This is a genomic window from Pseudomonas sp. BP6, from assembly GCF_017875935.1.
GTDB lineage: Bacteria > Pseudomonadota > Gammaproteobacteria > Pseudomonadales > Pseudomonadaceae > Aquipseudomonas > Aquipseudomonas putida_Y.
Genome location: NZ_JAGINI010000001.1, coordinates 5,456,172 through 5,470,596, shown reverse-complemented (window position 1 = coordinate 5,470,596; position 14,425 = coordinate 5,456,172). Strand labels below are relative to the sequence as shown.

Annotated in this window: 15 protein-coding genes; 9 read left to right on the top strand and 6 right to left on the bottom strand. The window is 62.4% G+C overall.

Annotated features, from left to right (window positions below):
* The first annotated feature begins 56 nt into the window (after nucleotides 1-56).
* Complete coding sequence (locus J3A98_RS24860) at nucleotides 57-1,610, top strand: phospholipase D family protein (protein ID WP_209969152.1); 1,554 nt, start codon at nucleotides 57-59, stop codon at nucleotides 1,608-1,610.
* A 35-nt stretch (nucleotides 1,611-1,645) separates the two neighbouring features.
* On the opposite strand, the gene J3A98_RS24855 is transcribed toward J3A98_RS24860, so the two are convergent.
* The gene (locus tag J3A98_RS24855; protein ID WP_209969149.1) at nucleotides 1,646-2,785 is read right to left on the bottom strand and encodes an MFS transporter; all 1,140 of its coding nucleotides are present in this window, start codon (nucleotides 2,783-2,785) and stop codon (nucleotides 1,646-1,648) included.
* A 110-nt stretch (nucleotides 2,786-2,895) separates the two neighbouring features.
* Complete coding sequence (locus tag J3A98_RS24850) at nucleotides 2,896-4,389, bottom strand: aldehyde dehydrogenase (RefSeq protein WP_021785237.1); 1,494 nt, start codon at nucleotides 4,387-4,389, stop codon at nucleotides 2,896-2,898.
* A 196-nt stretch (nucleotides 4,390-4,585) separates the two neighbouring features.
* Here J3A98_RS24850 and J3A98_RS24845 point away from each other — a divergent pair, with 196 nt between their 5' ends.
* Nucleotides 4,586-4,945 (top strand): cupin domain-containing protein, encoded by a 360-nt coding sequence (locus J3A98_RS24845; protein WP_010955786.1) that lies wholly within the window; start codon nucleotides 4,586-4,588, stop codon nucleotides 4,943-4,945.
* Nucleotides 4,946-5,040: 95 nt separating this feature from the next.
* Nucleotides 5,041-5,244, top strand: coding sequence for a hypothetical protein (locus tag J3A98_RS24840; protein WP_020190325.1), 204 nt, complete (start codon nucleotides 5,041-5,043; stop codon nucleotides 5,242-5,244).
* A gap of 65 nt (nucleotides 5,245-5,309) precedes the next feature.
* Here the strand turns inward: J3A98_RS24840 and rpmG are convergent, their stop codons facing one another.
* Together rpmG and rpmB are read right to left on the bottom strand one after the other, a co-directional pair.
* Nucleotides 5,310-5,465 (bottom strand): 50S ribosomal protein L33, encoded by a 156-nt coding sequence (gene rpmG / locus J3A98_RS24835; protein ID WP_003253507.1) that lies wholly within the window; start codon nucleotides 5,463-5,465, stop codon nucleotides 5,310-5,312.
* Nucleotides 5,466-5,476: 11 nt separating this feature from the next.
* Complete coding sequence (gene rpmB / locus J3A98_RS24830; protein ID WP_003253504.1) at nucleotides 5,477-5,713, bottom strand: 50S ribosomal protein L28; 237 nt, start codon at nucleotides 5,711-5,713, stop codon at nucleotides 5,477-5,479.
* Nucleotides 5,714-6,074: 361 nt separating this feature from the next.
* On the opposite strand from rpmB, the gene J3A98_RS24825 reads away from it, so the two are divergent.
* Nucleotides 6,075-7,664, top strand: coding sequence for an ABC transporter substrate-binding protein (locus tag J3A98_RS24825; protein WP_176682876.1), 1,590 nt, complete (start codon nucleotides 6,075-6,077; stop codon nucleotides 7,662-7,664).
* Nucleotides 7,665-7,798: 134 nt separating this feature from the next.
* Here J3A98_RS24825 and radC read toward each other — a convergent pair whose 3' ends face one another.
* Entirely contained in the window at nucleotides 7,799-8,479 is a 681-nt protein-coding gene (gene radC / locus J3A98_RS24820; RefSeq protein ID WP_176682877.1) for a DNA repair protein RadC, read from the bottom strand.
* 125 nt (nucleotides 8,480-8,604) lie between these two features.
* Between radC and coaBC the strand changes: the two genes are divergently transcribed.
* The 4 genes from coaBC to argB all read left to right on the top strand — a co-directional run bounded on the left by coaBC (nucleotide 8,605) and on the right by argB (nucleotide 12,725).
* Entirely contained in the window at nucleotides 8,605-9,816 is a 1,212-nt protein-coding gene (gene coaBC, locus J3A98_RS24815) for a bifunctional phosphopantothenoylcysteine decarboxylase/phosphopantothenate--cysteine ligase CoaBC (protein ID WP_176682878.1), read from the top strand.
* A gap of 5 nt (nucleotides 9,817-9,821) precedes the next feature.
* The gene (gene dut / locus J3A98_RS24810; protein ID WP_176682879.1) at nucleotides 9,822-10,277 is read left to right on the top strand and encodes a dUTP diphosphatase; all 456 of its coding nucleotides are present in this window, start codon (nucleotides 9,822-9,824) and stop codon (nucleotides 10,275-10,277) included.
* Nucleotides 10,278-10,388: 111 nt separating this feature from the next.
* Nucleotides 10,389-11,789, top strand: coding sequence for a phosphomannomutase/phosphoglucomutase (locus tag J3A98_RS24805; RefSeq protein ID WP_209969147.1), 1,401 nt, complete (start codon nucleotides 10,389-10,391; stop codon nucleotides 11,787-11,789).
* Between the two features lie 30 nt (nucleotides 11,790-11,819).
* The gene (argB, locus tag J3A98_RS24800; protein ID WP_176682881.1) at nucleotides 11,820-12,725 is read left to right on the top strand and encodes an acetylglutamate kinase; all 906 of its coding nucleotides are present in this window, start codon (nucleotides 11,820-11,822) and stop codon (nucleotides 12,723-12,725) included.
* A gap of 180 nt (nucleotides 12,726-12,905) precedes the next feature.
* Here the strand turns inward: argB and pyrE are convergent, their stop codons facing one another.
* Nucleotides 12,906-13,547, bottom strand: coding sequence for an orotate phosphoribosyltransferase (pyrE, locus tag J3A98_RS24795; RefSeq protein WP_003253405.1), 642 nt, complete (start codon nucleotides 13,545-13,547; stop codon nucleotides 12,906-12,908).
* A gap of 80 nt (nucleotides 13,548-13,627) precedes the next feature.
* Here pyrE and J3A98_RS24790 point away from each other — a divergent pair, with 80 nt between their 5' ends.
* Nucleotides 13,628-14,407, top strand: coding sequence for an exodeoxyribonuclease III (locus J3A98_RS24790; protein WP_003253401.1), 780 nt, complete (start codon nucleotides 13,628-13,630; stop codon nucleotides 14,405-14,407).
* Nucleotides 14,408-14,425: the final 18 nt, after the last annotated feature.

Genomic DNA, 14,425 nt, shown 5'->3' with positions numbered 1-14,425 from the left:
GCGCCGCCCGTCACGGTCAAAACCCTAAAGCCCTTGCTGTACAGGACGGTTCACCTTTGAGACTCCAGCGAGCGTTGCCTCTGCTGCTGGTGTTGTTGCTCGGCCTTGCCGGTTGCACAAGCATCAGCGTGCCCCGCGAAACCAGTCAGGCGTTGCCTGCCAACGACTCGGCCTTTGGCCGCTCGGTGCTGCGCCAGGCCGCGCCCTATGGCGGCCGCTCGGGCTTTCGCTTGCTGCCCAACAGCAACGAGGCCTTTCGCGCCCGTGCTGAACTGATCCGCAACGCCCAGGCGAGCATCGACCTGCAGTACTACATCGTCCACGACGGCCTCAGTACCCGCGCCCTTGTGCATGAACTGCTACGCGCTGCCGACCGTGGCGTGCGCGTACGCATCCTGCTCGACGACACCACCAGCGATGGCCTGGACACCGTCATGGGCACCCTCGATGCCCACCCGAACATCCATATCCGTGTGTTCAACCCACTGCACCTGGGGCGCAGTACCGGCGTCACGCGCGCCGTGGGCCGGCTGTTCAACTTGTCGCGCCAGCACCGGCGCATGCACAACAAGCTGTTCCTGGTGGACAACAGCATGGCCATCGTCGGCGGGCGCAACCTGGGCGACGAGTATTTCGATGCCGAGCCCAACCTCAACTTCACCGACATCGACCTGCTGGGCGTGGGCCCGGTGGCCGAGCAACTGGGGCACAGCTTCGACCAGTACTGGAACAGCGCCCTCAGCCGGCCGATCACCGACTTCCTCTGGCATGACCCGGATGCCAACGACCTGCGTGCCAGCCGCCATCGTCTGGAAGTGTCGCTGGCCGAAGCAAGGACCCAGCGCAAGGCCCTGTACGACCGGTTGATGGCCTATCAGTCGCAGCCGCACCTGGATGTGTGGCGCAACGAGCTGATCTGGGCTCACGCTCAGGCGCTATGGGATGCGCCCAGCAAGGTGTTGGCCGAAGACGAGCCGGACCCGCAATTACTGCTGAGCCAGCAACTGGCACCGGACTTGGCTAACGTGCACCGCGAACTGGTCCTGGCATCGGCCTACTTTGTACCGGGTGAGCCGGGGCTGCTGTACCTGACCGGCCGCGCCGATGCAGGGGTTTCGGTAAAGCTGCTGACCAACTCGCTGGAAGCCACCGACGTGCCGGCAGTGCATGGAGGCTACGCACCCTATCGTCGTGCCTTGCTTGAACACGGTGTGCAGCTTTACGAGCTTCGCCGCCAGCCAGGCGACCCCAGCGCGGGACGATTGAGTTTCCGTGGCAGCTCGGATTCAAGCCTGCACACCAAAGCGATCGTGTTCGACCGACGCAAGACCTTCATCGGCTCGTTCAACTTCGACCCGCGCTCCGTGTTGTGGAACACCGAGGTCGGGGTACTGGTGGACAGCCCGGAACTGGCCGAATACACCCGCGAGCTGGCCCAGCAGGGTATGGCGCCTGCGCTGAGCTATCAGGTGAAACTGATAGGTGACAAGCTAGTGTGGGCGACCGAGGACAATGGCCAACGGCACGTGCTGACGTCTGAGCCGGGTGGGATCTGGCGGCGGCTCAATGCCTGGATCAGCAAGGCGGTTGGCTTGGAGAAGATGCTGTAACTGCGACTTCCGGGGGCCTTGCGCTCCAAAAACCATCAGGCAGAGACCGGCTCGAAGGCTCCGCGCCGCCGGGTCAATACCACCAGCCCTGCAGCCCCGGCCGCCATCAGGAACAGCAACGCATGCCCGCTGATCCACTGGCTCCCCGCACCCGCCAACAACGGCCCGAGCAAACAGCCGATACCCCACAGCTGTGCCACGTGGGCATTGGCACGCACCAACTCATCATCGCGGTAGCGCTCACCGATCAGCACCAGCGACAAGGTGAACAAGCCGCCGGCACTGGCGCCGAACAACACCCACAATGGCCAGATAACCGGCGTGTGCAACAGCAGCGGGATTGCCAGGCTGGACACCAGCAGCGTCACCGCACAGCCAGTGAACAGGGTGCGTCGCGACATATGGTCGGCCAGCGCGCCGATGGGCAACTGCAGCACCGCATCACCCACCACCACGGTACTTACCATGAACAAGGCGATTTCGGTGGTGAAGCCCTGCTGCAGGCAGTACACCGGCAGTAAAGTGAGGATCATCGCCTCGAACGAGGCGAACAGGGCAATGGCCCAGGCAATTACCGGCAAGCGTCGGCAGAAGGCGAACAGGTCGCCAAAGGTGACACTACAGGCCTCCGTGCTCGGTGCTCCACCACGCCCCAGCAGAACCAGCGGCGCGGCCAGCAGCAGACCGGTCGCTGCCCAGAAGCCGAAGTCGTCATCAGAGCCGAGGAAGCCCAGCACCAACGGCCCGGCCAACTGGCTCAGGGCGTAGCTGCTGCCATACAGCGCCACCAACCGGCCACGCCACTGTTCGACCACCAGTTGGTTGATCCAGCTTTCGCCGAGGATGAACACCACGGTCAGGGACATGCCGATCATCAGCCGCAGCAGCAGCCACAACGGGTAACTAGGCAGCAGCGCGAGCAGGCCAATCGACAGCGCCCCGCCCCACAGGCACAGGCGCATCGCCGAGGGCACGCCAACCCAGCCAGCCAGGCGGCTGGCCAGGCTGGCCCCTGCCAGCACACCCAACGCCGGCATTGCCGCCATTACGCCGATGGCGAAGCTGCCGTAGCCCCAGGCCTCCAGGCGCAGGGACACCAGCGGCATGCTCACGCCGAGCGCCAGCCCGACACTGAGCACCGATGCCAGTACGGCGAAGTAGGTACCCCAACGCATTGCAGCCTCCCAGCCAATATTTCTAGAGGCCCATTCGCGGGCAAGCCCGCTCCTGCAACGGTCGCGAAGACCTGCAGGAGCGGGCTTGCCCGCGAAAAGGACCTACTGGATTACAGCTTGATCCAGGTCGCCTTCAGCTCAGTGTATTTCTCCAGCGCGTGCAGCGACTTGTCACGGCCGTTGCCCGACTGTTTGAAACCACCGAACGGCGCGGTCATGTCGCCACCGTCGTACTGGTTGACCCAGACGCTGCCTGCACGCACGGCACGGGCGGTCTTGTGGGCCTTGGAGATGTCCGAAGTCCAGATGCCCGCCGCCAGGCCATACGGCGTGTCGTTGGCAATGGCCACAGCTTCTTCGGCAGTGTCGAAGGCAATCACCGACAGCACCGGGCCGAAGATTTCTTCCTGAGCAATGCGCATGGCGTTGGTCACGCCGTCGAAGATGGTCGGCTCGACGTAGGTGCCGCCGGTCTCTTCCAGGGTGCGCTTGCCGCCGGCCAACAGCTTGGCGCCGTCCTTGTGGCCAGCCTCGATGTACGACAGCACGGTGTTCATCTGCTGGGTATCGACCAGGGCACCGACAGTGGTCTGTGGGTCCAGCGGGTTACCTGGTTTCCAGCCTTTCAGGGCCTCTACAACCATCGGCAGGAACTTGTCCTTGATCGAACGCTCGACCAGCAGGCGGGAGCCTGCGGTGCACACTTCGCCCTGGTTGAAGGCGATGGCGCTGGCGGCGGCTTCGGCGGCAGCTTGCAGGTCCGGGGCGTCGGCAAAGACAATGTTCGGGCTCTTGCCGCCGGCTTCCAGCCAGATGCGTTTCATGTTCGACTCGCCCGCGTAAACCATCAGCTGCTTGGCGATCTTGGTCGAACCGGTGAACACCAGGGTGTCGACGTCCATGTGCAGGGCCAGCGCCTTGCCCACAGTGTGGCCGTAGCCTGGCAGCACGTTCAGCACGCCAGCCGGGATACCGGCTTCGATCGCCAGCTGGGCGATGCGGATGGCGGTCAGCGGCGATTTTTCGGACGGTTTGAGCACGACCGAGTTACCGGTGGCCAACGCTGGGCCAAGCTTCCAGCAGGCCATCAGCAGCGGGAAGTTCCACGGTACGATCGCACCGACCACACCCACTGCTTCGCGGGTAACCAGGCCAAGCTGGTCGTGCGGGGTCGGGGCGACTTCGTCGTAGACCTTGTCGATGGCTTCGGCAGTCCAGTGAATGGCATTGGCCGCGCCCGGGATATCGATACTGGAGGAGTCGCCGATCGGCTTGCCCATATCCAGCGTTTCCAGCAGTGCCAGCTCTTCGACGTTCTTGCGCAGCAGGTCGGCAAAGCGGATCAGCTTGGCCTTGCGCTTGGCGGGGGCCAGCTGCGACCACACGCCGGAGTTGAAGGTGGCGCGGGCGTTTTCCACAGCGCGGTTGGCATCGGCCAGGTCGCAGCTGGCAACCTTGGCCAGGAAGCGTCCGTCGACCGGGCTCAGGCACTCGAAGGTTTCACCGGATGCGGCATCGGTGTATTCGCCGTTGATGAAGGCACGGCCTTCGATCTTCAGTTGCTGGGCACGTTGTTCCCAGTCCGCACGGGTCAGGGTGGTCATACGAAACTCCTCCTCTTGTTTAGGTGCAACGCCGCACTGAGGACTCACAGGCGTTGTCAGAATTCTGGCCGGGCGCCGAGCGCACACTGGCAAGCGATACCCTAAACCAGCCGGTGTAAACTATCAATATATTTGACACGGAAGGCTCAAAAGCCTACTGATGTTCATTTTATTAAACAACAACAGGAGCCGAACCATGAGTATTGATAGCATCATCGACTTCGCGCAGGTCATCACCGAAGCTGAACGCTACCGCCCGGCAGCGGAGAAAATTCTCAAGGGCGAGCCGGACCAGGCGGTCTACAACCACTATTCCAGCCCGTGCGGGCAGTTTGCCGCTGGCGTATGGGAAGGTGAGGTGGGCCAGTGGACAGTGAACTACACCGAGCACGAATACTGCGAGATCGTCCAGGGCGTTTCGGTGCTGCGCGACGAGGATGGCGGGGCGAAAACCCTGCGTGCCGGCGATCGCTTTGTAATCCCCGCCGGCTTCAAAGGCACTTGGGAGGTGCTGGAGCCTTGCCGCAAGATCTATGTGATGTTCGAGCAGAAGTAACCACAGCAGTATCTATGTAGCGCAGGCAATTCGCAGGCATGCGTGAGGATGGCCCTGCCCATGTCGGGCCATCCAACTTCAACAGGAAGAACACCATGACCAACGAAGAAGTGCTGCGAACCCTCGCCCACCTGGTCGGCACCCCTTACGCGCCAGCGCTCAAAGACACCATCCGCACCCTTACCGGCCGCACCCGGGTGGTCGGCCCCAACGAAATGTGCACCCGCGAGTACGACGTCGAGCGCATCCAGATCAAGGCCGGTGCCGACCTGCTGATCCAGGGCTTCGACTTCAACTGACCCGGCAGCAGGCATAAAAAAACCCGCCTCCTTTCGGAAGCGGGTTTTTTCAGGTCGCCGATCAATTACTTGATCTTGGCTTCCTTGTACACCACGTGCTTGCGAACAACCGGATCATATTTCTTGATCTCGATTTTGTCCGGGGTGGTGCGCTTGTTCTTGTCGGTGGTGTAGAAGTGGCCGGTACCGGCACTCGAAACCAGACGGATCAATTCACGCATGATGCTCTCCCTTAAACCTTGGCGCCAGCTTTACGGATGTCAACCAGAACGGCGTCGATGCCGCGCTTGTCGATGATACGCATGCCTTTGGCGGAAACGCGCAGACGCACGAAACGCTTCTCGGATTCAACCCAGAAACGGTGGTGCTGCAGGTTCGGCAGGAAACGACGACGGGTTTTGTTGTTTGCGTGGGAAATGTTGTTCCCGGTTACTGGACCCTTACCAGTAACTTGACAGACTCTCGACATGACTCAGCCCTCTAAAACCACATGCCCAACCCGGCATGGGTTGGCCGCTTAATCTCTCAGTCTTTGGCGCCTGGGCGCCGTGATTCTGGAGGCCTTATCGACCGGATCCGCTTATGCGACAGGCCGAGCCCCTAGAAAAGAGCGCTGCTTTATACCAGAAAGACTTGGCTGCAACAACAGTAGATGCACATTGCCGCAAGCCAGAACGCGCCGGGCCAGCATAGCGGCAGGCCCCGCCAGTCGTCGACCGCTCGTCGCAACATTTGCAAAAAAGGGTGTGGTCATTTACCGGCGGGCGCACTAGGGTAGGCCTTTTCCAGACTGCACTGGCAGATGGGCCACTGACAGCCAAGGAGCCACCATGCGTGCCGCCGCACTTTCCTTATTGTTCACTTCCCTGTTCGCCGCCGGCGTTGCCCAGGCCGCTCCGCTGAGCGTTTGCAGCGAGGCCAGCCCCGAAGGCTTCGACGTGGTGCAGTACAATTCGCTCACCACCACCAACGCCACCGCCGACGTACTGATGAACCGCCTGGTGGAGTTCGACGCGGCGCAAGGCAAGGTGGTGCCGAGCCTGGCGACCAGCTGGACGGTATCGGCCGACGGCCTGGTGTATGACTTCACCCTGCGCGATGACGTGAAGTTTCACAGCACCGCCTATTTCAAGCCAAGCCGCAAGCTGAATGCCGACGATGTGCTGTTCAGCTTCCAGCGTATGCTCTACCCGGCTCATGCCTGGCACAAGACTGCGCCGGGCGGCTACCCGCATGCCCAATCGCTGCAGTTGGGCAGCCTGATCAAAGCGATCGATGCACCCGCGCCGAACACCGTGCGCTTCACCCTCAGCCACCCGGACGCCACCTTCCTGGCCACCCTGAGCATGGGCTTCGCCTCGATCTACTCCGCCGAATATGCCGACAAGCTGCTGAAGGCCGGCACGCCGGAGAAGCTGAACAGCCGACCGATCGGCACCGGGCCGTTCGTGTTCCAGCGTTTCCAGAAAGACGCCGTGGTGCGCTACCGCGCCAACCCGGACTACTTCGCCGGCAAGCCGGCGGTCGACCCGCTGATCTTCGCCATCACAACCGATGCCAACGTTCGCCTGCAGAAGCTCAAGCGTGGCGAGTGCCAGGTTGCCCTGTCGCCCAAGCCGTTGGACATTGCCGAAGCGGGCAAGGACGGCAACCTCAAGGTGGCCGCTACACCGGCATTCATGACGGCCTTCGTCGCCATCAACAGCCAGCACCCCCCCCTGAACAAGCCGGAAGTGCGCCAGGCCATCAACCTGGCCTTCGACAAGCAGGCCTACCTCAAGGCCGTGTTCGAAGACTCTGCAGTGGCAGCCAACGGCCCCTATCCGCCCAACACCTGGAGCTACGCCAAGGACCTGCCCGGCTACCCGCTGGATGTGAAGAAAGCCAAGGCCCTACTGGCCAAGGCCGGCCTGGCAGAAGGCTTCAGCACCACCATCTGGACTCGCCCATCGGGCAGCCTGCTCAACCCCAACCCCAGCCTTGGCGCGCAGATGCTGCAAGCCGACCTGGCCAAGATCGGTATCAAGGCGGAAATCCGCGTGATCGAATGGGGCGAGCTTATCCGCCGCGCCAAGGCTGGCGAGCATGACTTGCTGTTCATGGGCTGGGCAGGCGACAACGGCGATCCGGACAACTTCCTCAGCCCGCAGTTTTCCTGTGCGGCGGTCGAGTCAGGGACCAACTTCGCACGCTTCTGCGACAGCCGCCTCGACCAGTTGATCAGCGCCGGGCGTACCACCAACGACCAGAGCGTGCGCAGCCGGCTGTACCAGCAGGCGCAGACGCTGATCCAGCAGCAGGCGCTGTGGGTGCCACTGGCGCACCCGACGGCGGCGACCTTGCTGCGCCAAGGCGTCGAGGGGTACCAGGTGAGCCCGTTCGGGCGGCTGGATTTCAGCAAGGTGTCGGTCACCAGGTAAGCCTGTACCGGCCTCTTCGCGGGTAAACCCGCTCCTACAGGACAGCGCCAGCCTGGCAGTTGACGCTACCCCTGTAGGAGCGGGTTTACCCGCGAAAGGGCCCGTACTGACCCTACAAGGCGCTCAGTACTCCCTCAGGCCACAATCCACCCATGCTCGACCATCGACAACGGCTCCCCGTCACCAATGATGATGTGATCCAGCACCCGCACGTCGATCAACGCCAACCCCCGCTTCAACGACAGGGTCAAATGCACATCGTCCTGACTCGGTTCACTGATCCCTGAAGGATGGTTGTGGCACAGGATCAATGCCGCAGCGTTGTGCACCAACGCCCGCCGCACCACCTCTCGCGGATAGACACTCGCCCGATCTATCGTGCCCCTGAACAGGATCTCAAATGCCAGTGGCCGGTGCTTGGTATCGAGAAACAGACACCCGAACACCTCGCTGGCCTCATGCCTGAGCATGGCTTTCAAGTAGCGTCGCACCGCTGCCGGGTTGTCCATGGCAGACTCCCGCTCAATCGACGTTGCAAGGTGCCTGCGGCCGATCTCAAGCAGTGCCTGCAGCTGGCTGTACCTCACCGGGCCCAACCCAAGCTCGCCGACGAAGGCCTCGCGGTCAGCCTCCAGCAACCGGCGCAAGCTGCCGAACTTCACCAACAAGCCTCGCGAAAGCTCCACGACATTACGCCCACGTACGCCTGAGCCGAGAAAAACGGCCAGCAGCTCCGTATCTGTCAGGCTCCCTGCCCCTCGCTGCAACAACTTCTCCCTAGGCCGTTCTTCCGCCGGCCACTCCCTGATGTTCATTCCACCCCTGCCTTTGCTGCGGCCCATTTCGGCCCTGTGTTAATCTATTTCGCCTCGTACATGCGACGTTCCGCCGCAGGCATTTCAAACGTCGTCGCCCGCTCTCACTGGAAAAAGGCAAGCCTATGCAGCGGCTGTATCGCAAGCGCATCGTTCTCGGCGTGGGTGGTGGCATTGCCGCCTACAAAAGCGCCGAGCTGATTCGCCGTCTCCTGGAGCACGGCGCGCAGGTGCGCGTCGTCATGACCCGGGGTGGTGCAGAATTCATCACCCCGCTGACCCTGCAGGCACTGTCGGGCCACCCGGTACACATGGACCTGCTCGACCCGGCCGCCGAAGCTGCCATGGGCCATATCGAACTGGCCAAGTGGGCAGACCTGGTGCTGATCGCCCCAGCCACCGCCGACCTCATGGCACGCATGGCCCAGGGCATGGCAGACGACCTGCTGACCACGCTGGTGCTGGCCACTGACGCCACCGTCGCCGTGGCGCCGGCGATGAACCAGGCCATGTGGCGTGACCCGGCCACCCAGGCCAACCTCGAGCAGCTCAAGAGCCGTGGCATTCAGGTGTTCGGCCCGGCATCCGGCAGCCAGGCCTGTGGTGACGTCGGCCTGGGGCGCATGCTCGAAGCCACCGACCTGGCCTGGTGCGCCGCAGAAAGCTTCAAACGCCAGGCTCTGACCGGCAAGCACGTGCTGATCACCGCCGGGCCGACCCAGGAAAACATCGACCCGGTGCGCTACATCACCAATCATAGCTCCGGCAAGATGGGCTTCGCCTTGGCCGAAGCGGCCGCCGAAGCAGGAGCTCGGGTTACCCTCGTCACGGGCCCTGTGCACTTGCCAACCCCTGACCGGGTCAGCCGTATCGACGTCGTCAGCGCGCGAGACATGCTCGCGGCCTGTGAAGCGGCCATGCCGTGCGACCTGTTCATCGCCTCGGCAGCGGTTGCGGACTACCGCCCCGAAGTGGTTGCCACACAAAAACTGAAGAAAGATCCTACGACCGGCGACGGCATGCTGCTGCAGATGGTGCGTAATCCCGATATCCTTGCCACCATTGCTGGCCGCGCCGACCGCCCGTTCAGCGTCGGCTTTGCCGCCGAAACCGAACACTTGCTCGATTACGCCACGCGCAAGCTCAAGGACAAGAACCTCGACTTGATCGTCGCCAATGATGTGGCCAACCCCAGCATCGGCTTCAACAGCGAAGAAAACGCCTTGACCGTGATCGACCGCCAGCAGCACCAGACCCTCTTCGCGCAGACCAGCAAGGGCAAGATCGCCCGGCAACTGGTCGCCTTCATCGCCGAACGGCTCAACCAGGTTCAATAAGTTACATGCACGCTCTTCAAGCCAAGATCCTCGACCCACGCCTGGGTAGCGAATTCCCGCTACCCGCGTACGCCACCCCCGGCTCCGCCGGCCTCGACCTGCGCGCCCTGCTCAAGGAAGACACCGTCCTCGAGCCAGGCCAGACCATTCTGATTCCTACCGGCCTGTCGATCTACATCGGCGACCCAGGCCTGGCGGCAGTCATCCTGCCACGCTCGGGCTTGGGCCATAAGCACGGCATCGTGCTGGGCAACCTGGTCGGCCTGATCGACTCGGACTACCAGGGCGAGCTGATGGTGTCGTGCTGGAACCGCGGAAACACGCCGTTCACCATCGCGGTTGGCGAGCGCATCGCCCAGCTGGTGCTGGTACCGGTGGTGCAGGCTCACTTCGACATCGTCGAAGCGTTCGACGAAAGCCAGCGTGGCGCTGGCGGCTTCGGTCACTCCGGCAGCCACTGAGCCGGCAGATGACCGTTCAGGCCAAGGATGGCGAACTCTCTGGCGAAACCACCGTCCAAGCGTTCAGTTTGCGCCTGCCCAGAAAGCCTTTGACTAATGGAGCTTCCAGAGATGAACGACATGGCCCACCTGGTCCCCGCCGCATTGCCCGACAGCATTTTCCGCGCCTATGACATACGTGGTGTGGTCGGCAAGACCCTTCACGCCGAAACCGCCTACTGGATCGGCCGTGCCATCGGCGCGCAAAGCCTGGCCCAGGGCGAACCGCAGGTATCGGTAGGGCGCGATGGCCGCCTGTCGGGCCCGATGCTGGTGGAACAACTGATCAAAGGCCTGGTCGATGCGGGCTGCCATGCCAGCGACGTCGGCCTGGTGCCCACCCCGGCACTGTACTACGCCGCCAACGTGCTGGCCGGCAAGTCTGGTGTGATGCTGACCGGCAGCCACAACCCGTCGGACTACAACGGTTTCAAGATCGTCATCGCCGGTGACACCCTGGCCAACGAACAGATCCAGGCCCTGCTGACCCGCCTGAAAACCAACGACCTGACGCAGGCCCCGGGCCGCGTGGAAAAGGTCGAGATCCTCGACCGCTACTTCCAGCAGATCGTCGGTGACGTAGATCTGGCGAAAAAGCTCAAGGTGGTGGTGGACTGCGGCAACGGCGCCGCCGGCGTGATTGCACCGCAACTGATCGAAGCCCTGGGCTGCGAAGTGATCCCGCTGTTCTGCGAGGTCGACGGCAACTTCCCCAACCACCACCCGGACCCGGGCAAGCCAGAGAACCTCGAAGACCTGATCGCCAAGGTCAAGGAAACCGGTGCCGACATCGGCCTGGCATTCGACGGTGACGGCGACCGCGTCGGCGTGGTGACCAACACCGGCAGCATCGTCTACCCCGACCGCCTGCTGATGCTGTTTGCCCAGGACGTGCTGTCGCGCAACCCGGGCGCCGAGATCATCTTCGACGTCAAGTGCACCCGCCGCCTGACCCCGCTGATCGAACAGCACGGTGGCCGCGCCTTGATGTGGAAAACCGGCCATTCGCTGATCAAGAAGAAGATGAAGCAGACCGGTTCGCTGCTGGCAGGCGAGATGAGCGGTCACATCTTCATCAAGGAACGCTGGTACGGTTTTGACGACGGCATCTACAGCGCCGCGCGCCTGCTGGAGATCCTCAGCAAGACCGAGCAGAGCGCCGAAAACCTGTTCGCCGCCTTCCCGAACGATATTTCCACGCCGGAAATCAATATTGATGTGACCGACGAGGGTAAATTCAGCATCATTGATGCACTGCAACGCGACGCCGACTGGGGCGAAGCCAGCCTGACCACCATCGACGGTGTGCGGGTCGACTACGCCAATGGTTGGGGCCTGGTTCGCGCCTCCAACACCACCCCGGTGCTGGTGCTGCGTTTCGAGGCCGACAGCGACGCCGAATTGCAACGTATCAAGGATGTTTTCCGCACCCAGTTGCTGCGGGTAGAGCCTGAGCTGCAACTGCCGTTCTGACCGACTATCTGTTCCTTACAGGAGCCCTGCATGACCCTCGATCGCGATGCCGCTTCCCATGTAGCCGAGGTATTGTCCGAAGCACTGCCTTACATCCGCCGCTTTGTCGGCAAGACCCTGGTGATCAAGTACGGCGGCAACGCGATGGAGAGCGAGGAGCTCAAGACGGGCTTCGCCCGTGACATCGTGCTGATGAAGGCTGTGGGCATCAACCCGGTGGTGGTCCACGGCGGTGGCCCGCAGATCGGTGACCTGCTCAAGCGCCTGTCGATCGAAAGCCACTTCATCGACGGCATGCGCGTCACCGATTCGGCGACCATGGACGTTGTCGAGATGGTGCTGGGCGGCCAGGTCAACAAGGACATCGTCAACCTGATCAACCGCCACGGCGGCAGCGCCATCGGCCTGACCGGCAAGGACGCGGAGCTGATTCGCGCCCGCAAGCTGACTGTCAGCCGCCAGACGCCAGAGATGACCACTCCGGAAATCATCGACATCGGCCACGTGGGCGAAGTGGTAAGCGTGAACACCGACCTGCTGAGCATGCTGGTGAAGGGCGATTTCATTCCGGTGATTGCGCCGATCGGCGTGGGCGCCAACGGTGAGTCGTACAACATCAACGCCGACCTGGTGGCGGGCAAGGTGGCCGAGGCGCTGCAAGCCGAGAAGCTGATGCTGCTGACCAACATCGCCGGCCTGATGGACAAGCAGGGCCAGGTGCTGACTGGCCTGACCACCGAGCAGGTCAACGAACTGATCGCTGACGGCACCATCTATGGCGGCATGCTGCCGAAGATCAAGTGCGCGCTGGATGCGGTGCAGGGCGGCGTGAACAGCTCGCACATCATCGATGGCCGCGTGCCGAATGCGGTGCTGCTGGAGATTTTCACCGACAGCGGTGTGGGCACCCTGATTACCAATCGCAAGCCGCGCTGATTGATCGGTTAGCCTGCACTGGCCTCTTCGCGGGTAAACCCGCTCCTACAAAGGGAATCGCCGACCTCGAGCCTGGCGCTGCCCCATTTAGGAGCGGGTTTACCCGCGAAAGGGCCAGATCAGGCGGCACAAAAAAGGCGACCTCTGAAGAAGGTCGCCTTTTTCATTCCCAGGCCAGGATCAGATCCCGTACTGCGCCCGATAGGCCTCGACAGCCGGCAGGTGCTGCTTCAACTGTGGATCGTCAGCCAGGAACTCCAGCACCTGGGTCAGCGAAACAATGCTGACCACCGGGATACCGAAGTCGCGTTCCACTTCCTGGATCGCCGACAGTTCGCCATTGCCGCGCTCTTCACGGTTCAGCGCGATCAGTACACCAGCGGCCTTGGCCTGCTGGGCGTTGATAATCTGCATGACCTCACGAATGGCGGTACCGGCAGTAATCACGTCGTCGATGATCAGCACGTCACCGGCCAGCGGCGCGCCGACCAGGCTGCCACCTTCGCCATGGTCCTTGGCTTCCTTGCGGTTGAAGCACCATGGCACGTCCAGCTGATGCTGGTCGGCAAGGGCCACGGCGGTAGTCGCCGCCAAAGGGATACCCTTGTAGGCCGGGCCGAACAGCACATCGAACGGGATCTTGCTGTCGACGATGGCGGCGGCGTAGCAACGCCCCAGCTCAGCCAGTGCGGAGCCGGTGTTGAACAAGCCGGCATTGAAGAAATACGGGCTGGTACGCCCCGATTTCAGGGTGAATTCACCGAAACGCAGTACCCCGCGATCGATGGCAAAACGGATAAAGTCGCGCTGATACGGCTGCATGAATAGTCCCGGACACCACGGATTTAGCTAAATGGGTTGAGCTCGGGTATCATACACGCACGAGATTTTTGGGGCCATTTATGCGGATCATCAGTGTGAACGTAAATGGCATTCAGGCTGCGGCCGAGCGTGGTTTGCTCAGCTGGCTGCAAGCCCAGAATGCCGACGTCATCTGCCTTCAGGATACCCGCGCCTCGGCCTTTGAACTCGACGACCCAGCTTTCCAGCTCGATGGCTATTTCCTTTATGCCTGCGACGCGGAAGTGCCTGCCCAAGGTGGTGTGGCCCTTTACTCGCGCATGCAGCCCAAGGCAGTCATCACCGGCCTGGGCTTCGAGACAGCCGACCGCTACGGGCGTTACCTGCAAGCAGATTTCGACAAAGTCAGTATTGCCAGCCTGCTGCTGCCTTCGGGCATGAACGGCGACGAAGACTTGAACCAGAAATTCAAGTTGATGGACGACTTCGCCAAGTACCTGGACAAGCAGCGTCGCAAGCGTCGCGAATACATCTATTGCGGCTCGTTCTACGTGGCGCAGCAGAAGCTCGACATCAAGAACTGGCGTGACAGCCAGCAGTCGCCGGGCTTCCTGGCGCCAGAACGCGCCTGGATGGATGCGATCACTGGCGAGATGGGGTATGTCGATGCCTTGCGCGAAGTCAGCCGTGAAGGCGACCAGTACAGCTGGTGGCCGGACAACGAGCAGGCCGAGATGCTCAACCTGGGGTATCGGTTCGACTACCAGATCCTCACCCCGGGCCTGCGCCGCTTCGTGCGCAACGCCCGCCTGCCGCGTCAGCCACGCTTCTCCCAGCATGCGCCGCTGATCGTCGACTATGACTGGACGCTGACCATCTAAAAGGCCATTGGGGCTGCA

What these genes read in the sequence shown, in the direction of transcription:
- J3A98_RS24855 (WP_209969149.1), bottom strand. Translation starts at nt 2,785, where the DNA reads ATGCGTTGGGGTACCTACTTCGCCGTACTGGCATCGGTGCTCAGTGTC.
- J3A98_RS24850 (WP_021785237.1), bottom strand. Translation starts at nt 4,389, where the DNA reads ATGACCACCCTGACCCGTGCGGACTGGGAACAACGTGCCCAGCAACTG.
- rpmB (WP_003253504.1), bottom strand. Translation starts at nt 5,713, where the DNA reads ATGTCGAGAGTCTGTCAAGTTACTGGTAAGGGTCCAGTAACCGGGAAC.
- pyrE (WP_003253405.1), bottom strand. Translation starts at nt 13,547, where the DNA reads ATGCAGCCGTATCAGCGCGACTTTATCCGTTTTGCCATCGATCGCGGG.
- dut (WP_176682879.1), top strand. Translation starts at nt 9,822, where the DNA reads ATGCACGCTCTTCAAGCCAAGATCCTCGACCCACGCCTGGGTAGCGAA.
- rpmG (WP_003253507.1), bottom strand. Translation starts at nt 5,465, where the DNA reads ATGCGTGAATTGATCCGTCTGGTTTCGAGTGCCGGTACCGGCCACTTC.
- J3A98_RS24805 (WP_209969147.1), top strand. Translation starts at nt 10,389, where the DNA reads ATGAACGACATGGCCCACCTGGTCCCCGCCGCATTGCCCGACAGCATT.
- argB (WP_176682881.1), top strand. Translation starts at nt 11,820, where the DNA reads ATGACCCTCGATCGCGATGCCGCTTCCCATGTAGCCGAGGTATTGTCC.
- J3A98_RS24840 (WP_020190325.1), top strand. Translation starts at nt 5,041, where the DNA reads ATGACCAACGAAGAAGTGCTGCGAACCCTCGCCCACCTGGTCGGCACC.
- radC (WP_176682877.1), bottom strand. Translation starts at nt 8,479, where the DNA reads ATGAACATCAGGGAGTGGCCGGCGGAAGAACGGCCTAGGGAGAAGTTG.
- J3A98_RS24790 (WP_003253401.1), top strand. Translation starts at nt 13,628, where the DNA reads ATGCGGATCATCAGTGTGAACGTAAATGGCATTCAGGCTGCGGCCGAG.
- J3A98_RS24845 (WP_010955786.1), top strand. Translation starts at nt 4,586, where the DNA reads ATGAGTATTGATAGCATCATCGACTTCGCGCAGGTCATCACCGAAGCT.
- coaBC (WP_176682878.1), top strand. Translation starts at nt 8,605, where the DNA reads ATGCAGCGGCTGTATCGCAAGCGCATCGTTCTCGGCGTGGGTGGTGGC.
- J3A98_RS24825 (WP_176682876.1), top strand. Translation starts at nt 6,075, where the DNA reads ATGCGTGCCGCCGCACTTTCCTTATTGTTCACTTCCCTGTTCGCCGCC.